This is a genomic window from Streptomyces sp. NPDC030798 (assembly GCF_055572275.1).
Genome location: NZ_JBVIDR010000002.1, coordinates 352,353 through 371,254, shown reverse-complemented (window position 1 = coordinate 371,254; position 18,902 = coordinate 352,353). Strand labels below are relative to the sequence as shown.

At 72.3% G+C, this 18,902-nt stretch carries 16 protein-coding genes and 1 pseudogene; 11 read left to right on the top strand and 6 right to left on the bottom strand.

Annotated elements, in window-relative coordinates; genetic code table 11:
- The first annotated feature begins 66 nt into the window (after positions 1-66).
- On the top strand, positions 67-720 hold the full coding sequence (locus ACZ404_RS06170) for a GNAT family N-acetyltransferase (RefSeq protein WP_468436407.1): 654 nt from the start codon (positions 67-69) through the stop codon (positions 718-720).
- Between the two features lie 75 nt (positions 721-795).
- Here ACZ404_RS06170 and ACZ404_RS06165 read toward each other — a convergent pair whose 3' ends face one another.
- Positions 796-1,953, bottom strand: a complete 1,158-nt coding sequence (locus ACZ404_RS06165) for a SpoIIE family protein phosphatase (protein WP_468436405.1) — start codon at positions 1,951-1,953, stop codon at positions 796-798.
- Positions 1,954-2,128: 175 nt separating this feature from the next.
- Here ACZ404_RS06165 and ACZ404_RS06160 point away from each other — a divergent pair, with 175 nt between their 5' ends.
- Complete coding sequence (locus tag ACZ404_RS06160; RefSeq protein WP_468436403.1) at positions 2,129-3,370, top strand: GNAT family N-acetyltransferase; 1,242 nt, start codon at positions 2,129-2,131, stop codon at positions 3,368-3,370.
- Positions 3,371-3,380: 10 nt separating this feature from the next.
- On the opposite strand, the gene ACZ404_RS06155 is transcribed toward ACZ404_RS06160, so the two are convergent.
- Both ACZ404_RS06155 and ACZ404_RS06150 read right to left on the bottom strand, forming a co-directional pair.
- Entirely contained in the window at positions 3,381-4,190 is an 810-nt protein-coding gene (locus tag ACZ404_RS06155) for an Fpg/Nei family DNA glycosylase (protein ID WP_468436401.1), read from the bottom strand.
- A 41-nt stretch (positions 4,191-4,231) separates the two neighbouring features.
- Positions 4,232-4,720: a ribose-5-phosphate isomerase gene (locus ACZ404_RS06150; RefSeq protein ID WP_468436399.1), complete on the bottom strand. Its 489-nt coding sequence runs from the start codon at positions 4,718-4,720 to the stop codon at positions 4,232-4,234.
- Positions 4,721-4,966: 246 nt separating this feature from the next.
- Between ACZ404_RS06150 and ACZ404_RS06145 the strand changes: the two genes are divergently transcribed.
- The gene (locus ACZ404_RS06145; RefSeq protein WP_468436397.1) at positions 4,967-6,388 is read left to right on the top strand and encodes an amino acid permease; all 1,422 of its coding nucleotides are present in this window, start codon (positions 4,967-4,969) and stop codon (positions 6,386-6,388) included.
- 61 nt (positions 6,389-6,449) lie between these two features.
- On the opposite strand, the gene ACZ404_RS06140 is transcribed toward ACZ404_RS06145, so the two are convergent.
- Positions 6,450-7,130 carry a hypothetical protein gene (locus tag ACZ404_RS06140; RefSeq protein WP_468437204.1) on the bottom strand — a complete coding sequence of 227 codons (681 nt, stop codon included), beginning with the start codon at positions 7,128-7,130 and terminating at the stop codon, positions 6,450-6,452.
- Between the two features lie 984 nt (positions 7,131-8,114).
- Positions 8,115-8,786: pseudogene (locus ACZ404_RS06135) on the bottom strand (serine/threonine-protein kinase); the annotation flags it as partial.
- Positions 8,787-9,053: 267 nt separating this feature from the next.
- Between ACZ404_RS06135 and ACZ404_RS06130 the strand changes: the two are divergent.
- Positions 9,054-9,770 carry an LPXTG cell wall anchor domain-containing protein gene (locus tag ACZ404_RS06130; RefSeq protein WP_468436395.1) on the top strand — a complete coding sequence of 239 codons (717 nt, stop codon included), beginning with the start codon at positions 9,054-9,056 and terminating at the stop codon, positions 9,768-9,770.
- Positions 9,771-9,859: 89 nt separating this feature from the next.
- Here ACZ404_RS06130 and ACZ404_RS06125 read toward each other — a convergent pair whose 3' ends face one another.
- Entirely contained in the window at positions 9,860-10,441 is a 582-nt protein-coding gene (locus tag ACZ404_RS06125; RefSeq protein ID WP_468436393.1) for a biotin transporter BioY, read from the bottom strand.
- A 423-nt stretch (positions 10,442-10,864) separates the two neighbouring features.
- Between ACZ404_RS06125 and ACZ404_RS06120 the strand changes: the two genes are divergently transcribed.
- From ACZ404_RS06120 to ACZ404_RS06090, 7 genes are all read left to right on the top strand, one after another.
- The gene (locus ACZ404_RS06120) at positions 10,865-12,073 is read left to right on the top strand and encodes an ROK family protein (RefSeq protein ID WP_468436391.1); all 1,209 of its coding nucleotides are present in this window, start codon (positions 10,865-10,867) and stop codon (positions 12,071-12,073) included.
- A gap of 260 nt (positions 12,074-12,333) precedes the next feature.
- The gene (locus ACZ404_RS06115; protein WP_468436389.1) at positions 12,334-13,401 is read left to right on the top strand and encodes an ABC transporter substrate-binding protein; all 1,068 of its coding nucleotides are present in this window, start codon (positions 12,334-12,336) and stop codon (positions 13,399-13,401) included.
- Positions 13,398-14,249 (top strand): ABC transporter permease, encoded by an 852-nt coding sequence (locus ACZ404_RS06110; RefSeq protein WP_468436387.1) that lies wholly within the window; start codon positions 13,398-13,400, stop codon positions 14,247-14,249. Before ACZ404_RS06115 ends, ACZ404_RS06110 begins: the two co-directional genes overlap by 4 nt.
- Positions 14,225-14,959: an ABC transporter ATP-binding protein gene (locus ACZ404_RS06105; RefSeq protein ID WP_468436385.1), complete on the top strand. Its 735-nt coding sequence runs from the start codon at positions 14,225-14,227 to the stop codon at positions 14,957-14,959. The genes ACZ404_RS06110 and ACZ404_RS06105 overlap by 25 nt, the downstream gene beginning before the upstream one ends.
- A complete protein-coding gene (locus ACZ404_RS06100) occupies positions 14,956-16,290 on the top strand; it encodes an LLM class flavin-dependent oxidoreductase (protein WP_468436383.1) in 1,335 nt (444 codons plus the stop codon). Before ACZ404_RS06105 ends, ACZ404_RS06100 begins: the two co-directional genes overlap by 4 nt.
- Before the next feature lie 22 nt (positions 16,291-16,312).
- Positions 16,313-17,203: a TauD/TfdA dioxygenase family protein gene (locus ACZ404_RS06095; RefSeq protein WP_468436381.1), complete on the top strand. Its 891-nt coding sequence runs from the start codon at positions 16,313-16,315 to the stop codon at positions 17,201-17,203.
- A 122-nt stretch (positions 17,204-17,325) separates the two neighbouring features.
- Positions 17,326-18,705 carry an amino acid permease gene (locus tag ACZ404_RS06090; protein WP_468436379.1) on the top strand — a complete coding sequence of 460 codons (1,380 nt, stop codon included), beginning with the start codon at positions 17,326-17,328 and terminating at the stop codon, positions 18,703-18,705.
- Positions 18,706-18,902 lie beyond the last annotated feature (197 nt).

Here is an 18,902-nt window from a genome sequence, read left to right as displayed (position 1 = left end):
CCCGGCACGCCCGTGATGTAATAGGTGAAGACGCCTAGCATCCATTACACACCCCAGGGAGGGGTCATGCCGTTCGCCGACACCGCCGACGCGGTTCGCGCGTGGGTCGAGGGTTGGGTCGTCTCGCGTGGGGCGTCCGAACCGGCGTACGAACCCTGGGGGTTCACCGTGCAGGTCGGGCTGGCCAAGGAGGTGGCGCGGCATGTGCTGCCGGCGGCCGACGAGCCGACCGTACGCAAGATCACCGAGAGCACGGCGGCACGTGGCGTCTGGCTGAAGACCTTCGTGGCGCCGCGGACGCTGGAGGCGTGGCTGCCGGAGGGCTGGGCGCTCGCGGGCGGGCCCGGCTTCCTGATGACCGCCTCGCTGCGCTCCCCCGCACCCCCGGCCGGCCTCGCCGAGGGCTACGCCCTGCACCACTGGCGCCGGGCCGGGGTCACCCGGGTGGTGGTCCGCGCCGCCGACGGTGGCTTCGCCGCCCGGGGGCAGGTGGCCGTCACCGGGCCGACGGCCGTCGTCGACCAGGTGGAGACCGACCCGGGACACCGGCGCCGGGGCCTGGGCCGGGTGGTGATGACGACGCTCGCCGGTGCCGCTGCGGCCCAGGGCGCGACCAGGGCGGTTCTGGGGGCCACGCCGGACGGACGGGCGCTGTACGAGACGGTGGGCTGGCAGACCCTGGCCCCACTGACCGGCGCGGCTCGGACCGCGCGGGGGTAGGCGCTGCGGAAGCCGGGCAGGGTGATGCACCGGTCGCACGGCAGCGGGCCTACGACGGCGGCAGCGGGTGGTGGATCAGGCCTGGCGGCAGATCAGCAGCAGGGCGCGGTCGTCGTTGACGTCCTTGGCCACCGCCTCGATGAGGTGCCAGGCGGCGCCGTGGAAGCCACCGGCGACATAGCGGTCGGCCTCGCCGGTGAGGCGGTCGATGCCCTCGACGATGTCGCGGTCGGAGGTTTCCACCAAACCGTCTGTGAACAGCATCAACACGTCACCGGGGCGCAGTGAGCCCTTCACGGGGTCGAACTGGGCACCGTCGTACACACCCAGCAGCGGGCCCTCGGCGGCCTTCTCCTCCCAGCGGCCGCTGCCCGAGCTGAGCTGGAGCCCCGGCGGATGACCGGCGGAGTACAGCTCGTAGTCGCCGGAGTCCAGGTCCAGGACCAGGTGGATGGAGGTGGCGAACCCCTCGTCCCAGTCCTGGCGCAGGAGGTAGCCGTTGGCGGCGGGCAGGAAGGCGTGCGGGGGCAGGGAGCCGAGCAGGCCGCCGAAGGCGCCGGACAGCAGCAGGGCGCGCGATCCCGCGTCCATGCCCTTGCCGGACACGTCGGTGAGCACGACCTCCAGGGTGCGGCCTCCGTTCGTGCGGGCCGCGACGACGAAGTCGCCGGAGAAGGACTGGCCGCCGGCCGGGCGCAGCGCCATCTCGTGGTGCCAGCCCTGCGGCAGCTTCGGCAGCTTGCTCTGCACCCGGATCCGCTCGCGCAGGTCGAACAGCATGGTGCCGCCGCGCCGCCAGGGCACGCCGACCCGGCTGCGGAACTGGGCGGTGAGCAGACCGAAGAAACCGCAGGCGGCGACCACCAGGACCACGCCGGGGGTGACCCGCGAGGGCCCCTCGGTGTAGGGGCCGAGCCGCACCGACTCCACGATCAGCGCGGTGGCCGCGGCCGCGTACAGGCCGAGCAGGCTCGCCGGGCGCAGCAGCAGGCCGCCCGCGACGATCGGCAGCACCAGCGTGGCCGGGGAGCACCAGACCGAGTCGGCGAGGGTCATGAGCGCGAGCACGGGGATGGTGAGCAGCAGGCCCGCCAGCGCGATCCAGTCGGAGCCGTCGCCGCGGAAGTAGTCGACGGCGCTTCTGCGCAGCCCGACGCGGGCCCGGTGCCACTGCATCCTGCACCGGGCCGTGAACGTCTCGGCCTTCGCACGCCGCTCTCGTCCTGCTGCCATCAGTTCGGGACCCTATCCATCGGACCAGGCGCTTGGCACGGGAGGTCCCACTTGTCCCCCGTGCGAGGCTCAACTTCGCGGTTCGACTTCACAGTGAACGGCACGGAGGGCCATCGCGCCGCCGCCCGGGAGAAATTCGCTGGCTCGTCCCGCAATGCGCTGATAGGCATGACTCATGGCGACTGACCGTGCGACCGAGTTGAAGGTACTGCGCCCTGAGGACTGGGACGGGTGGTTCGACCACCTGATCCGGGCCTTCGGGGGTGGTGCGGCCTCCGCCGAGGAGCGCGAACTGGACCGGTCCGTCACCGAGTTCGACCGGTCCCTGGCCGCCTGGGACGGAGACACCCTGGTCGGTACGGGTGGTGCGTTCAGCTTCCGGATGACCGTGCCGGGCGGCGCATCGGTGCCCACCGCGGGCGTCACCATGGTGAGCGTGGCCGCCACGCACCGCCGGCGCGGGGTGCTGACCTCCATGATGCGGCGGCAGTTGGACGAGTTCCGGGAGCGGGGCGAGCCGTTGGCCGCGCTGACCGCCTCCGAGCCGGCGATCTACGGCCGGTTCGGGTACGGCGCCGCGGCCTTCCAGCTGCAGGCCGAGATCGACACCAGCCGGGTCGCCCTAACACTGCCGGCCGGCACCGATGACGTACGGCTGCGCTACGCGGCGCCGGCGGAGGTGCTCGCCGCGTGCGAGAAGGTGTACGCGGCGCTGGTGCCGCGCCGGCCCGGGATGCTGGCCCGGCAGCCCGGCTGGGACCGGGTGGGGCTGCTGGACCCCGAGAGCGACCGGAACGGCGCGTCGGCGCTGCAGTGCGTGGTCGCCGAGCGGGATGGCGAGGTCACCGGGTACGCCCGGTTCCGCACCAAGCTCGGCTGGGGCCCGAGCGGGCACGACGGCACGGTGACGCTGGAGAGTTTCGCCGCGCTCGACCCGGCGACCGAGGCGGCGCTGTGGCGCTTCCTGTGCGGCATCGACCTGATGACGACCCTGGCGGTGCGCGGCCGGCCGGTGGACGACGCCTGGCAGTACATGGTGTCCGACATCAGGCGCTGCCGGCCCACGTTCCGGGACTCCTGCCATCTGCGTCTCGTCGACGTCGGTGCGGCGCTGACGGCGCGGACGTACCAGGCACCGGTGGACGTCGTGTTCGATGTCGAGGACGCCTTCTGCCCCTGGAACACCGGCCGTTGGCGGCTCACCGGCGATGCCAAGGGCGCCTCCTGCGAACGCACGACCGACGCTGCCGATCTCTCCCTGTCCGTACGGGAGCTGGGGGCGTCGTACCTCGGTGGCGTGAGTCTGCTGTCCCTGGCGGCCGCCGGACGCGTGCGGGAGCTGCGGGCGGGCGCGCTGGCGGAGGCGTCGGTGGCGTTCGGCTCCGCCGTGGCGCCGTGGCTGCCGCACGGGTTCTAGACGACCCGGCTCAGGCCTTCTGGCAGGTGGGGCACCAGAAGAGGTTGCGGGCGGCCAGGTCGGCGGTGCGGATCTCGGTCGTACAGATGTGGCAGGGCTGGAGGGCCCGGCGGTAGACGTACACCTCGCCGCCGTGGTCGTCGACGCGGGGCGGGCGGCCCATCGCCTCCGGGGTGTGCTCGGGGCGGACGGTGTCGATGCGGCCCAGGCGCACGCCCTCGTGCATGAGCGCGACGAGGTCGGCCCACAGCGTGTCCCACTCGGCCGGGGTGACGTCCCGGCCCGCGCGGTACGGGTCGATACCGTGCCGGAAGAGGACCTCGGCGCGGTAGACGTTGCCGACGCCGGCGATGACCTTCTGGTCCATCAGCAGCGCGGCGATGCTCGTACGGCTGCGGGAGATTCTTCGGTACGCCGCGCCGGGGTCCGCGTCGTCGCGGAGCGGGTCGGGGCCGAGGCGGTCGTGGATCGCCCGCTTCTCCGCGTCCGTGATCAGCGCGCAGGTGGTGGGGCCGCGCAGGTCGACGTACGAGGTGTCGTTCGCGAGCCGGAGCCGGACGGTGTCGGTGGGCGGGGGTGCGGGGGCGGGGCCGAAGGTCACCTTGCCGAAGAGGCCGAGGTGGATGTGGACCCAGTCGGTGTCCCGGAACCGGAGGAAGAGGTGCTTGCCGTGGGCCTCGGTGCCGGTGAGCCCGGCACCGGTCAGCAGGTCCGCGGCGTCGGAGAACTTGCCCTGGGGGCTGGTGACGCGCGGGGCCGTGCCGGAGAAGCGGGCGGCGTAGTCCTGCGCCAGCCGATGAATCGTGTGCCCCTCTGGCACGGCTCCTGTCCCTCTTCCTTCCTAGCCGGTCACGCGGTGGCTCAGTCCTGCTGCGGGTGGTGGGCCGGGATCGGGGGGAGGTCGCCCGTCGTCTCGTAGTCCGCCAGCATGTCGATGCGGCGGATGTGGCGCTCGTCACCGGAGAACGGCGTGTTGAGGAAGACCTCGACGAACTTGGTCGCCTCCTGCGTGCTGTGCATCCGCCCGCCCACGGCCACGACGTTGGCGTTGTTGTGCTGCCGGCCCAGCGCGGCCGTCTCCTCGCTCCAGGCCAGCGCCGCCCGCACGCCCTTGACCTTGTTCGCGGCGATCTGCTCGCCGTTGCCGGAGCCGCCGATCACGACGCCGAGCGCCTCGGGGTCGGCCGCCGTGCGCTCCGCGGCGCGCAGGCAGAAGGGCGGGTAGTCGTCCTGGGCGTCGTAGATGTGGGGCCCGCAGTCGACGGGCTCGTGCCCCGCCGCCTTGAGCCATTCGACGAGGTGGTTCTTGAGTTCGTAGCCCGCATGGTCGGAGCCGAGATACACGCGCATGGGACGAGTGTGACACGGCCGTTCCCGGGCAGCAGCCTCGGGTGTCTTCACGGAAAAACGTGACTCGAACCATAGAACCTCAAGGAAACCTCAGGTAACGATCCGGATTCGGAGGTTCCCGAATCCATTCGCCTCGGATTCACTGGACCACCTCGTACACCGCTCGTGCGAGAACCCGTACCACGTCCCACAAGGGCACCCCCGCTCGTACGGGAACCGCTCCACCGGCGCAAAGGAAATCCGTCCATGACCCCTGGTTCCGGACTCCAAGCAGGTCTCAAGAACCGACATCTGTCGATGATCGCCATCGGCGGTGTGATCGGTGCCGGGCTCTTCGTCGGCTCCAGTTCCGGCATCGCCACCGCCGGCCCCGGCATCCTGCTGTCCTACGCCCTCGTCGGCACCCTCGTCGTCCTCGTGATGCGGATGCTCGGCGAGATGTCCGCCGCCAACCCGACCTCCGGCTCCTTCTCCGCGCACGCCGACCGTGCGCTCGGCCGCTGGGCCGGGTTCTCCATCGGCTGGCTCTACTGGTTCTTCTGGGTCGTCGTGCTCGCCGTGGAGGCGACCGCGGGCGCGAAGATCCTGGAGGGCTGGATCCCGGCCGTGCCTCAATGGGGCTGGGCGCTCATCGTGATGACCGTCCTGACGGCCACGAACCTCGTCTCCGTCGGCTCCTACGGCGAGTTCGAGTTCTGGTTCGCCGGCATCAAGGTCGTGGCGATCGGCGCGTTCATCGTCGTCGGCCTGCTGGCCGTGTTCGGCGTGCTGCCGGGCGTCCACAGCGACAAGGCCGGTTTCTCCAACCTGACCGCGCACGGCGGTTTCCTGCCGCACGGGCCCGGCGCGATCCTCACCGGTGTGCTGCTGGTCGTCTTCTCCTTCATGGGCAGCGAGATCGCGACCCTGGCGGCCGGCGAGTCGGAGGACCCGCAGCGGGCGGTGACGAAGTCGACGAACAGCATCATCTGGCGCATCGGCGTCTTCTACCTGGGCTCCATCCTCGTCGTCGTCTCGCTGCTGCCGTGGAACGACCCGTCGATCGAGGACCAGGGCTCCTACGTGGCCGCCCTGGACTCGCTCGGCATCGCGCACGCCGGTCAGATCATGAACTTCATCGTGCTGACGTCGGTGCTGTCGTGTCTCAACTCCGGCATGTACACGGCCTCCCGGATGGCGTTCTCGCTGGGCCAGCGCGGTGACGCGCCGAAGGCGTTCGCCCGGACGACGTCGCGTGGCGTGCCGCTGGCCGCGATCCTCGCGTCCGTCCTCTTCGGCTTCCTCGCGGTCTTCTTCAACTACAAGTTCCCGGACTCGGTCTTCCTCTTCCTGGTCAACTCCAGTGGTGCGGTGGCTCTGTTCGTGTGGCTGGTGATCTGCTTCTCGCAGCTGCGGATGCGGCGGATCATCCAGCGGGAGGCGCCGGAGAAGCTGGTCGTGAAGATGTGGCTGTATCCGTACCTGACGTGGGCGACGGCCGCGCTGATCGTGTTCGTCCTCGGCTACATGCTGACCGACACCGAGCACGACGGCCGCGAGACGGTGCTGCTGTCGCTGCTGGTCGCGGCGCTCGTGCTGGCGGTCGCCGTGGTGAAGGAGAAGGTCACCGGCGGGCGCACCGCCGAGGGCGTGGAGGATGCTGCGGCGGACAAGGTCTCCGTGGGCTGACGGGGGCGCTGTCGCGCGTGCCCGGAGGGGCCCCGAGGTGTTCCTCGGGGCCCCTCCCGTGTCACAGCACCGTGAAGGTGCCCCTGACCCGGTCGTAGGTGGCGAGGGCCTGGGGTTCGATCCCCGGCTGGTACCAGGTGTTGATCTGGTACGACGTCCCGTCCGCGTCGAAGCCGAGCAGGCGGGCGTGCCAGGGGGTGCCGCGGAGGGTGAAGGTGTACTCCCAGACGACCGCCGGGTGTCCCTGGAAGGTGGTTCTGGCCAGCCGGAGCTTGACATAGTCCCGGCCCCGGCGGGCGTCCTGCTCCGACCGGCGCCAGGTGTCCATGAGGTCGCCCCGTGCCAGCGAGGACTTGCCCACGAGTTCCTGCCGGCCGTCGGGCGAGGTGTAGTGCACCTCGGCACCGGTCTTCACGTCCCGCCGCCATCCGTGCGGCGTGACCCACGCGAACCCTCCTGCCTCCCGCCGCGCGCCCGGGGGCAGGGTGCGGGGCCGGACGGTGCCGTCGACGGTCGGCGAGGAAGTGGCGGTGGCCGTGGCGGTGGCCGTGGCGGTGGCGGTGTCGCCGGCTCGGGAGGACGCGGCCGTCCCGAGGCCTCGTCCCGCCCGGCCGCCGTCACGGGAGGGGCTGACCAGCAGCACCGCCACCACGACGGCCACGGCCACGACACCGAGCCCGGCCAGAAGGGCGGTACGACGGCGCGCCGCACCCCCACCTCGCTCAGCTTCCTGCCGGGGCACGGCCGTGAGAGTGGGCCCGTACGACTCACCGGGACGTGGCCGGCCCCCGGCCCGCACGGGGCCGGGAGGCGCGGCAGGAACGGTGCCCGCGGGACCCCGATCAGCCACCGGCCCACCAGCGGACGGTGACGCCGAGGCCGATTCGCCGGTGGACGCGGGGGCAGAGACCGGCCCACCGACGGACGGCGACACCGCACTCGCGCCCGCAACCGCAGACGCCGGCCCACCGGCGAACGGTGACACCGAAGCCGACCCCGCTGCGCGCCCAGGTGCAGACTCCGGCCCACCCACAGGCGGTGACGCCGCAGCCGAACCCGCAGACGCAGCCGCCCGCCCACCGGCGAACGGCGACACCGCGGGCGGGTGCGCGGACGGGGAGGCAGACGCCCCGCCAGCGGGCGGTGACACCGGCGGCGGTTCGGGTGGGGGCAACCACGCGGGGCCCGCCGGGGAAGCCCCCGACGCCGATCCGTCTGCCGCTGACGGCCCGGGTGCGGGATCCGCCGCCGGACCGGCACCCGCAGGCCCCGGATTCACGCCCGCCCCAGCCGCAGGCGCACGATCCACCCCCGCCCCAGCACCAGCACCAGCCGCAGGCGCAGGCGCACGGTCCGCCCCCGCCCCAGCCGCAGTCCCCGGGACCGACTCCGCTCCAGCCGCCTCCCGCGGGCCCGGCCCAGCCGCCGGACCGGCCCCCGCAGGCCCCGCGCCCACTCCCGCTTCCGCCTCAGCCCCGCGAGCCGGCCCCACCGTCGAGGCGGGCACCGCAGGCCCCGCCCCCGCTGCGGCCGGCGGAGCAGGCGCCGACGATTTCGAAGTCGCCGCCACCGACGCCCCCGCACCGTCGGCCCCCCTCCCGTCCCCCGGCCCCGTCGACCCTCCCGGGAGGGTCGGTGGGGGCGGTGGATACGCCAGCGGCGTCAGGGCGGACTCCACCTCGGCGAGGTGAGGTCGGGCTGTGGGGTCCTTGTGGAGGAGGGCGGTCAGGAGGGCGTGCAAGGGGGCGGGGGCGGGCGGGAGTTGCGGGTCGTCGTACAGCACCGCGTGCAGCGTCGCCAGGGTGGTGCCGCGGGAGAACGGGGAGTGGCCGGTCAGGGCCGCGCAGAGGGTGGCGCCGAGGGACCAGAGGTCGGAGGGTGGGCCCTGGGGGAGGCCGGAGACACGCTCGGGGGCCATGTAGTCGGGGGAGCCGACGAGCAGGCCGGCCATCGTGAGCGCCGTCGCGTCCTGGATGGCCGCGATGCCGAAGTCGGTCAGCACCACCCGCCCGCCGGCGCCGCTCTCCACCAGGACGTTCCCCGGCTTGATGTCCCGGTGCAGCACCCCTCGCGCATGCACCTGCCGAAGCGCCGCCACCAGCCCCAGCCCGATGCGCGCCGTGGCTCGCGGGCTCAGCGCGCCCTCCTCCGCCGTGATCCGCTCGAGCGAGCGCCCGGCGACCAACTCCATGACGATCCACAGGCGTTCGCCCTCGTCGACCACGTCGTAGACACGGACGACGTGGGGATGGTCGATCCGGGCCGTCGCCCGGGCCTCCCGCAGCGTGCGCTCGCGGCGGGTGCGCAGATCCTCCGCGTCGATGCCGCCGAGGTGGATCTCCTTCACGGCGACCAGCCGGTCCAGCATGTCGTCGACGGCCCGCCACACCCGCCCCATTCCCCCCTGGCCGATGCTTTCGACCAACCGGTAGCGCCCCGCCACCAGTAACCCCGGAACACCACCACGCGTGAAATTCCCCGGCAATTCCGCCGCACCCCCCTCAACGACCGCATGTGCTCAAACACAACGGTCACACTTCCTGCCGTACCAGCATAGTGTGGCGAAATCTTGTGGTACCTCTTCAAGTACTGCGAATTCAGGCGCAGTTGCAGGGGGTTCAGGGGTTTCCAGGTGTTGCCTGGAGTTTCCGAAGGGGGGACGAACATGCGTTCTCGTCGTACGGCGGCCGCCGTCGGATCGCTGGTCACGGCATCTTTCTCGGCCGCGATCCTGCTGTCCGGCGCGGCCGTGGCCGATGACCAGGGGCCGGGGAGCGAGAAGGGGGGAAAGGCGGTCGACCGGGCGCCGGACGGAGTCGAGTTGCGCACCCTGCTGCCGGAAAGGATCTCGGTCGACAACAGTTCGAAAAAAACGGCACTGACCGCCACCGTGAAGAACGAGGGAAGCAAGGAGAGCGGCAGCGTCCGGCTCCTGGTCGTCGGATTCGGCGGGCTCCGGATCACCGGCGTCCGGGGTTGTTCGGCGATTGCGGAAAAGGATCTGCCCAAGGGTGCGAACAGCGGCTTCTCCTGCCCCGTCGGCCCGCTCGCGGCCGGCGCGTCGAAGTCGTACGCGGTCCGGGCGACCTACGACCTGAGCAAGAACGGCAAGGTCTGCCTGCCCGTGCAGACGACGGACGGGAAGAAGACCTTCTGGCAGCAGGGCCCCGTGCCCTTCGGCACGGTCAACCCGTCGCCGAACGCCCCGGCCACCCCGCTGCTCCTCGGCACCGACAACAAGCCGGTGGCACCCGGCGGCGACGAACTGCCGAAGACGGGTGTGGGGCGTGACGTGCTGCCCCTCGGTGTCACGGGTGCCGCCCTGATCGCGGCCGGAGCCGCCGGGGTGTGGTGGTCGCAGCGGCGGCGGCACAGCGGCTGACCCGGACCACGACGCGGAAACGCCGAAGAGGCTCGCCGGGACCGAGGAGCGGTGCGGACCGGCGAGCCTCTTCGGCAGGGACGTCGGCGTCAGCGCTTGCCGGCGAGCTTCCAGGCGGCCGGCAGCGCGCCCATCGCGAGGGCCGCCTTCAGGGCGTCACCGATCAGGAACGGGGTGAGGCCGGCGGCGACGGCCTGGGAGGCGGACAGGTGGGCCGCCAGGGCCAGGTAGGGCACGCCCACGGCGTAGATGATCGCCTCGCCCAGGACCATCGTGCCCGCCATGCGCAGCGGGGAGCGGTCGGCGCCTCGGCGGGCCAGGGCGCCGACGGCGGCGGAGGCGAGCAGCATGCCGAGGACGTAGCCGAAGGAGACCGCGCCCGCGCCGGAGGCACCGTCCGCGAACCAGGGCAGCCCGGCCACGCCCGCGAGGGTGTACAGGGCCAGGGAGAGGAAGCCGCGGCGGGCGCCGAGGGCGGTGCCGACGAGGAGCGCGGCGAAGGTCTGGCCGGTCACCGGGACCGGGGAGCCGGGCACCGGAACCGAGAGCTGCGCCGCGAGGCCGGTGAGCACGGCGCCGCCGGCCACGAGGGCCACGTCGCGCACCCGGGACGCGGGCAGGAGGTCGGCGAGGACTGCACCGGGGCGGGCGGTGGCGGTGGCGGTGCTCATGGGGACTCCGCGTGAGGTGAGGGCAGGTGGGAACACCGTGACGCTATCCCGGGGGCGGCGGGGTGATCACCGTCAGCGCTCGACAAAGGCGGCAGCGCGCGCTTGGTGCGCTCCCGACAAAGGGTGGTGGTTACACCCGGTACGGCGTGACAACGGTCACTGAGGCAGGGGTGTGCGGCTCGCTTCGGGGGCGTCCCGGGAGACTGTGGGGTTCCGCCAATGAATCCTAGTGGGCTGGTGGGATTCACCTTTCCTGTCCTACCCTTCCAGGCATGGTCGCCCAGTCCCGGTACTTCACGTCGCGTCGCTATGTCGACCTGCGACGCCAGGGCACGGCCACCTGTCGCCGCCCCCGGTAGGGGCGGGCTGCGGCACGCCTCGCCTTCCGAGACGTGTCGGCCCCGCTCCCGAGGACGGTCCTCCATGCCCCGTACCGCGGCATCCACTCTTGTCCCCCCGCGCCCCCTCCCCCGTGCCGCCGCCGGCGGCGACCGCCGGCGCGCCACCGCCGGTGTCGTGCTGCGGTCCGTGCTGGCGCACGGTCCGGTGGCGCGCAGCACCGTCGCCCGGCTGACCGGACTGTCGCCGGCGTCCGTGACCGAGCACTGCGCCCGGCTGGGCGGGCTCGGGCTGATCCGTGAGGAGGCCGCGCCACGCCGGTCGAACGGGGTGGGCCGGCCGCACGTGCCGATCGACCTCGACACCGAGCGGTTCGTGGTCGGCGGGGTGCACGTGGCCGTGCCGTACACCACGGTGGCACTGCTCGATCTGCGCGGCCGGGTGCTGGCCCGGCGGGAGTTGAAGCACGCGGACACCGACCCCGGCCGGGTGCTGGCCCTGGCGGCCGAGGCGCTCGGGGCGCTGCTGGCCCGGGTCCCGCAGCGCCGGGCGCTCGGGGTGGGGGTGGCGGTCGGCGGCTGGGTGGACCGGGAGGCGGGCACCGTCGTCGAGCACGAGCTGCTGGGCTGGCGCGAGGTGCCGGTGCGCACGCTGCTCGAGGACCGCACCGGGCTGCCGGTCCATGTGGACGGGCACGCGCGGGCGTTGGTCAACGCGGAGCGGCTGTTCGGCCGGGCCCGGGGCAGCGGCAGCGTGCTGCACCTGTTCGTCGGGAACGTGGTCGACGCGGCCTTCGCCACCCATGACGAGGTGCACCACGGTCCCCGGTCGCAGGCCGGGGCGATCGGGCATCTGCCGGTGCCGGGCGGCACCGAGCCCTGCGCGTGCGGCCGTACCGGCTGCCTGCAGGCCGAGTTGAGCGAGCGGACGCTGTGCCGGCGGGCCCGGGCGGCCGGGGTGACCGACGGCACGAACCCGATGCATGTGGTGACCGCGGCGGCGGCCGGGGACGCGGCGGCCCGGCGGCTGCTGGTGGAGCGCTCGCGGGCGACCGGGCGCGCGGCCGGGCTGCTGCTGGACGTGCTCAACCCGGAGACCGTGGTGGTGACCGAGGTGGGTGCCATGCACTTCGAGGACTGTCTGCACGCACTGAAGGAAGCGGCCGGAATACGTCGTGCGGCGGCCGTCGAGCCGACGAGTTTCCGTGATTCCGTGCTGGCCGTCGCGGGTGGTTCCGTGGTTCTCGACGTGCTGTTCCGGGATCCGCTGACTGCCTCACCTGAGGCGATTTAATTCGGAAACTCGGAATGTTGACAGGGAACGCTCGTGGCCGGGAACATACTGGTCATGAACCCGCTCACGAGCTGTCGCACCTTCTGTTGCTGACTTGTTGCCGCGCATGAAGCGCGTGTTTCCGTCTGCGTGAGTTTCGCGTGAGTTCACTTGCGCCACTTCTTCCGGCGCCTTTCCCGTCCGGGATTCCCCCACATCCGGTATGCGGCCCGTCCGGAATTCCGTCTGCCTTTCCGCTCCGTGCATCCAGGAGTCTTCCCATGCCTTCTCCATCCGTTACCGGTCTCGACCGCCGACTGTTTCTCACCTCTGTGCTGGGTGCGTCGGCCGCCGTGCTGGGGGTCGGCGGCTGCGCGAAGGGCGACGCGGCCGCCGACACGCAGGCCGCCGCGACGAAGCCGCTCGCCGACAAGGTCCCGGCCGGCACCAGCCTGAAGATCGCCTCGTACCAGAACGTCCAGCAGTTGCAGTTCAAGCTGGCGAAGCTGCCCAGGCTGCCGTTCACGGTGGCGGGCTGGCTGAACATCGGGGCGGGCCCGGACGTCATCAACGCGTTCCGCGCCAAGTCCCTGGACCTGGCCAACAACGCGGGCATCCCGCCGATCCAGGCGCACTACCAGGGCTTCCAGGCGAAGATCGTGGCGATCAACGTCACCCGCAAGCCCAACTACCTCTTCGCCACCAAGCCCGGCAGCGACATCCGCACGGTCCTAGACTTCAAGGGCAAGAAGCTCGCCTTCTCCCAGGGGCAGGCGCAGGGTGTCGTCCTGCTGCGGGCGCTGAAGAAGGCGGGCCTGGCGTACGACGAGGTCAAGCTGATCCCGCTGACCAGCAACCAGTTCCTCACCGCACTGCAGTCCGGCCAGGTGGACGTGGCCCCGCTCGCCAACAGCCAGGCGCCGGCCTACCTCAAGCAGTACGGCGCCAAGGGCGCGCACACGGTCACCACCGACGTGGTCGACCTGCTCAACCTGCTGTGGGCCCCGCAGTCCGTGCTGAACGACCCGGCGAAGGCGGCCGCGATCGCCGCGTACATCCCCGAGTGGGCCCGGGGCCAGGTGTGGACGTACGAGCACCCGGACGTCTGGAACGAGGAGTTCTACGTCAAGACGCAGAACCTGACCCCGGACCAGGCGAAGTCCATCACCGCCCTCGCCAACAAGCCGCTGTTCCCGCCCAGCTGGGACGAGGCCGTCGCCTGGGAGCAGGAGACCGCGGACCTGCTGGCCGACGGCGGCTTCGTGAAGAAGTTCGACGTCTCCACCCTCTTCGACCACCGCTTCGAGTCCATCGCCGCCCGGGCCGTACCGGCGGAGTACCGGAAGTGAGCGCCGTGACCACGACCACGACAGCCCTGGCGGCCCCGGCCGCCGAGGAGCTACTGCCCCAGGTCCGCCGGCGCCGCCGGCTCTCGCCCGGGCGCCGGCTGCCCGCCGCCCGGCTCGTCGGTCCGCTGGCCGTCCTCGCCCTGTGGGCCGCCGCGTCGGCCGCCGGAGCGCTCGACACGGGCGCCGTCCCGGCGCCCTGGACGGTGCTCAGGACGGCCGTCCACCTGTGGACGGACGGCACGCTGCCCACGGACGTGCTGACCAGTTTGCGGCGGGCCGCGTACGGCTTCGCGATCGGCCTGAGCGCGGGCGTGCTGCTCGCGCTCGCCTCCGGGCTCAGCCGGGCCGGGGAGGCGCTGATCGACGGGACGGTGCAGCTCAACCGGGCCATCCCGACCCTCGGTCTGATCCCGCTGTTCATCCTCTGGCTGGGCATCGGCGAGACCTTCAAGATCGCCATCATCGCGATCGTCGTCTACGTCCCCGTCTACCTCAACACGCATGCGGCGCTGTCCGGCATCGACACCCGGTACGTCGAACTCGCCGAGGCGCAGGGCCTGTCCCGGCCGGCCTTCGTCCGGCAGGTGGTGATCCCCGGCGCGCTGCCCGGATTCTTCGTGGGACTCCGGCTCGGTGTCACCGGTTCCTGGCTGGGCCTGGTGGTCCTGGAGCAGATCAACGCCACCAGCGGCCTCGGCTACATGATGTTCCAGGCGCAGAACTACGGCCAGACCGACGTGATCCTGGTCGGCCTGCTGATCTACGGCGTCTTCGGCCTGGTGTCCGACAGCGTGGTCCGTCTCGTCGAACGGAGGGTGCTGTCGTGGCGCCGCACACTGAGCAGCTGACCCGTCCCGCCGTGCGGCTGCGCGGCCTGACCCGGTCCTTCGAGGGCCGTACCGTCCTCGACGGCATCGACCTGGACCTGCCCGCCGGGCAGTTCACCGCGCTGCTCGGGCACAGCGGCTCGGGCAAGTCGACGCTGCTGCGGGCCGTCGCCGGGCTCGACCACGGGGTCGCCGGCAGCGGGCGGCTCACCGCCCCCGAGCGGGTGTCCGTCGTCTTCCAGGACTCCCGGCTGCTGCCCTGGCGCCGGGTGCTGGACAACGTGCTGCTGGGCGCGGAGGGCAAGGACGCCGCCGCACGCGGCCGGGCCGCCCTCGCGGAGGTCGGGCTGAAGGGCCGCGAGCGGGCCTGGCCGGGGGAGCTGTCCGGCGGCGAGGCGCAGCGCGCCGCGCTCGCCCGCTCCCTGGTGCGCGAGCCCGAACTGCTGCTGGCCGACGAGCCGTTCGGCGCGCTGGACGCGTTGACCCGGATCCGGATGCACCACCTGCTGCGCGACCTGTGGCAGCGCCACCGGCCGTCGGTGCTGCTCGTCACCCACGACGTGGACGAGGCCATCGTGCTCGCGGACCGGGTCCTCGTCCTCGACCGGGGCCGTATCGGCCTCGACCTGACCATCGACCACCCCCATCCGCGCTCCTACCGCGAGCCGGTGCTGGGCGAATACCGCGAGCGGCTGCTGGCCGCCCTCGGTGTCACGGAGGATCACGCATGACCCGCACGCTGCACCTGAACGCGTTCCTGATGAACACCGGCCATCACGAGGCCTCGTGGCGGCTGCCGGAGAGCGACCCGTACGCGCACGTCGACCTCGCCCACTACGTGGAGCTGGCCCGGATCGCCGAGCGCGGCACCTTCGACTCGCTCTTCCTGGCCGACGGCCCGCAGCTGTGGTCCAACCTGGCGCAGCGCCCGGCCGGCGCGCTGGAGCCGCTCACCCTGCTCACCGCGCTGGCGACGGCCACCGAGCACATCGGGCTGATCGCGACGGCGTCCACCTCCTACAACTCGCCCTACAACCTGGCCCGCAAGTTCGCCTCGCTGGACATCATCAGCGGCGGCCGGGCCGGCTGGAACATCGTCACCACCGCGGGCGCCGAGGCCGCCCGCAACTTCGGCCTGGACGCCGAGCCCGCGCACGCCGAGCGGTACGCCCGGGCCACCGAGTTCCTGGACGTGGCGCTGAAGCTGTGGGACAGCTGGGAGGACGACGCGATCGTCGCCGACAAGGCGGCCGGCGTCTGGGGCGACGACAGCAAGGTCCACCCGCCCCGGCACCAGGGTACGTACTTCAGCGTCGCCGGCGCCCTCAACGTGCCGCGCACCCCGCAGGGTTACCCGCTGCTGGTGCAGGCGGGCTCCTCCGACGACGGCAAGGCCTTCGCCGCCCGGTACGCGGAGGCGGTGTTCACCGCCCAGCAGACCCTGGCCGACGCGCAGGGCTTCTACGCCGACCTCAAGGCGCGCACCGGGCGGGCCGGCCGGGACCCCGAGCACCTCAAGGTGCTGCCCGGCATCGTCCCGGTGCTCGGCTCGACCGAGGCCGAGGCGCGGGCCGCCGAGCGGCTGCTGGAGGACCACATCGTGTACGACCACGGCGTGGACCGGCTGGAGAACCTGCTTCAGTTGCCCGCGGGGACGCTCGAACTGGACGGCCCGCTGCCCGCCGACCTGCCGCCGGAGTCCGCCGTCGAGGGCGCCAAGAGCCGCTACACCCTCGTGGTCGAGCTGGCCCGGCGCGAGCGGCTGACCGTGCGGCAGCTGATCGGGCGGCTGGGCGGTGGACGCGGGCACCTCACCTTCGCCGGCACGCCCGAGCAGGTCGCCGACCAGATCGAGACGTGGTTCACGCAAGGAGCCGCGGACGGCTTCAACATCATGCCCGCCGTGCTGCCCTCCGGCCTGGAGGCGTTCGTCGAGCACGTCGTACCGGTCCTGCGCGCCCGTGGCCTGTTCCGCGCGGAGTACGGCCCCCGCCAGACCCTCCGGGAGCGCTACGGCCTTCCCCGCCCCGCCAACCAGTACCTCGCGCCCGCGTTCGCCTGATCCTCCCGAAAGGAAGCCCCGCATGTCCCTCGAGATCACCAAGGTCACCGCACGCATCGGCGCCCGGGTCTCCGGCGTCGACATCACCCGGCCGCTCGCCCCGGAGGAGGCCGCCGGGATCCGGGAGGCGCTGAACGCCCACAAGGCGCTCGTGTTCGACGCCCACGGCCTGGACGACGCCGGCCAGCAGGCCTTCGTCCGCCACCTCGGCGACCTGACCACCGCCCACCCGACCGTCGGCGCCGTGGACGGCGCCCCGAACGTGCTGCCCGTGGACAGCGAGCGCGGGCGCGCCAACCACTGGCACACCGACGTCACCTTCGTCCTCAACCCGCCGCAGGCCACCAGCCTGCGCTCGATCACGATCCCGCCGTACGGCGGCGAGACCCTGATCGCCAACGCGGGCGCCGCCTACCGCGACCTGCCCGAGCCGCTGCGGCGCCTGGCCGACACGCTGTGGGCGGAGCACACCAACGACTACGACTACGCGGTGGCGGACGAGGACATCGACGAGGAGAAGGCCGCCCAGCGCGCCCGGTTCACGTCCATCACGTACCGCACGGCCCACCCGGTGGTCCGCGTCCATCCGCTGACCGGCGAGCGCGGGCTGTTCATCGGCGGGTTCGCGCAGCGGATCGTGGGCCTGTCGGCCGGGGAGTCCCGCAAGATCCTGGACCTGCTGCAGGGCTACGTCACCCGGCCGGAGAACATCCTGCGCCACCGCTGGGCGGAGAACGAACTGGTCCTCTTCGACAACCGCATCACCCAGCACTACGCCATCGACAACTACGACGGCCTGCCGCGCCGCCTGCACCGGGTGACCGTCGCCGGTGACGTCCCGGTCGGCATCGAGGGCAAGGAGAGCTACGCGATCGAGGGCGACGCCTCGCACTACACGCCCGTGGCGGCGTAACCACCGTCTCACCCTGTGTGCAAGCGGGTGTCCGAATACTGGGCGGCTCCTCCGCGTGAGCGGACGGGCCGCCCAGACTGTGGGGCGATTTTGCCCATCTCTTGCTTGGACGAGACGCGCCCATGCCCCGCACCACCCTCGAGACGCCTCCGCAGCAGCGCAGCGCCTCCCTCTCCCACGGCCTCAAGCAGCGCCATCTGTCGATGATCGCCCTCGGCGGGGTGATCGGCGCCGGCCTGTTCGTCGGCTCCGGCGCGGGAATCGCCGCCGCCGGCCCGTCCATCGTCGTCGCCTACGCCCTCTCCGGGCTGCTGGTGATGCTGGTGATGCGGATGCTCGGCGAGATGTCGGCCGCGTACCCGTCCTCGGGCTCCTTCTCCGCGCACGCCGAGCGGGCCCTCGGCCCCTGGGCCGGGTTCGCCGCCGGCTGGTCGTTCTGGGTGCTGCTGTGCACGGCCGTCGGCCTGGAGGGGATCGGCGCCGCGAAGATCGTCCAGGGCTGGCTCCCGGGCACCCCGCAGTGGGCCTGGGTCGCCCTGTTCATGGTGGTGTTCTGCGGCGCGAACCTGGCCGCCGTGAAGAACTTCGGCGAGTTCGAGTTCTGGTTCGCGGCACTGAAGGTCGGCGCGATCAGCCTGTTCCTCGTCCTCGGGGTGCTGGCCGTCGCGGGCGTGCTGCCCGGCACGGACTCCCCCGGCGCCGCCCACCTCACCGACTTCCTGCCGCACGGCAGCGACGGCCTGGTCGTGGGCCTGCTGGCCTCCGTCTTCGCCTACGGCGGCCTGGAGACGGTCACCATCGCGGCGGCCGAGTCCGCCGACCCGGTGCGGGGCGTGGCGAGCGCCGTCCGCACCGCGATGTGGCGCATCGCGCTGTTCTACATCGGCTCGATGGCGGTCGTCGTCACTCTGGTCCCCTGGAACTCCGAGGAGGTCGTGACGAAGGGCCCCTACGTCGCCGCCCTGGACCACCTCGGCATCCCCGGCGCCGGGCAGCTGATGAACGTGGTCGTCCTGGTGGCCCTGCTCTCGGCGATGAACGCCAACATCTACGGCTCCTCGCGCATCGCCCACTCGCTGGTGGAGCGCGGCCTGGGCCCGAGGGTGCTGGCGAGGGTCTCCGGCGGGGTGCCCCGGATCGCGGTGCTGACCTCCTCGGTCGTCGGCTTCGGCTGCGTCCTGCTCAGTTACTGGCGCCCGGACGACGTCTTCCCGTGGCTGCTGAACATGATCGGCGCGGTCATCCTCGTCGTCTGGATCTTCATCGCGGTCTCCCAGCTGCTGCTGCGCCGCCGGGTGGAGCGCGAGGCCCCCGAGAAGCTGGTGGTGCGCATGTGGGCGTTCCCGTGGCTGACCTGGGTCGCGCTGGCCGGGATGGCGGCGGTCTTCGTCCTGATGGCCCGGCGGCCCGAGACCCGGGTGCAGCTGTACTCCTCGGGCGGGATGACGCTGTGCCTGGCGGCGGCGGGGTACGCGTGGCAGCGGGTGCGCGCCCGCCGCTGAGCCGGTCCCACTCCACAACAAGGCCCTCACGTACGACACGTGGGGGCCTTTGCGCTGCCCCGGGCACTGTTGTTGCCAGCGTGTAGTTGCAATAGGCTTGCAATAAGGCTCGCGGCTGATCGTCGAGCAGGTCTACGACCACCAGAGGCGATGTGGCAGGTGGTCGACCGGCAGGACGTGGCCCGCCGGTACGAGGC

Excerpts from the sequence above, each read along its gene's own strand:
- ACZ404_RS06170 (WP_468436407.1), top strand. The coding sequence starts at position 67 with ATGCCGTTCGCCGACACCGCCGACGCGGTTCGCGCGTGGGTCGAGGGT.
- ACZ404_RS06165 (WP_468436405.1), bottom strand. The coding sequence starts at position 1,953 with ATGGCAGCAGGACGAGAGCGGCGTGCGAAGGCCGAGACGTTCACGGCC.
- ACZ404_RS06160 (WP_468436403.1), top strand. The coding sequence starts at position 2,129 with ATGGCGACTGACCGTGCGACCGAGTTGAAGGTACTGCGCCCTGAGGAC.
- ACZ404_RS06150 (WP_468436399.1), bottom strand. The coding sequence starts at position 4,720 with ATGCGCGTGTATCTCGGCTCCGACCATGCGGGCTACGAACTCAAGAAC.
- ACZ404_RS06145 (WP_468436397.1), top strand. The coding sequence starts at position 4,967 with ATGACCCCTGGTTCCGGACTCCAAGCAGGTCTCAAGAACCGACATCTG.
- ACZ404_RS06130 (WP_468436395.1), top strand. The coding sequence starts at position 9,054 with ATGCGTTCTCGTCGTACGGCGGCCGCCGTCGGATCGCTGGTCACGGCA.
- ACZ404_RS06125 (WP_468436393.1), bottom strand. The coding sequence starts at position 10,441 with ATGAGCACCGCCACCGCCACCGCCCGCCCCGGTGCAGTCCTCGCCGAC.
- ACZ404_RS06120 (WP_468436391.1), top strand. The coding sequence starts at position 10,865 with ATGCCCCGTACCGCGGCATCCACTCTTGTCCCCCCGCGCCCCCTCCCC.
- ACZ404_RS06115 (WP_468436389.1), top strand. The coding sequence starts at position 12,334 with ATGCCTTCTCCATCCGTTACCGGTCTCGACCGCCGACTGTTTCTCACC.
- ACZ404_RS06100 (WP_468436383.1), top strand. The coding sequence starts at position 14,956 with ATGACCCGCACGCTGCACCTGAACGCGTTCCTGATGAACACCGGCCAT.
- ACZ404_RS06095 (WP_468436381.1), top strand. The coding sequence starts at position 16,313 with ATGTCCCTCGAGATCACCAAGGTCACCGCACGCATCGGCGCCCGGGTC.
- ACZ404_RS06090 (WP_468436379.1), top strand. The coding sequence starts at position 17,326 with ATGCCCCGCACCACCCTCGAGACGCCTCCGCAGCAGCGCAGCGCCTCC.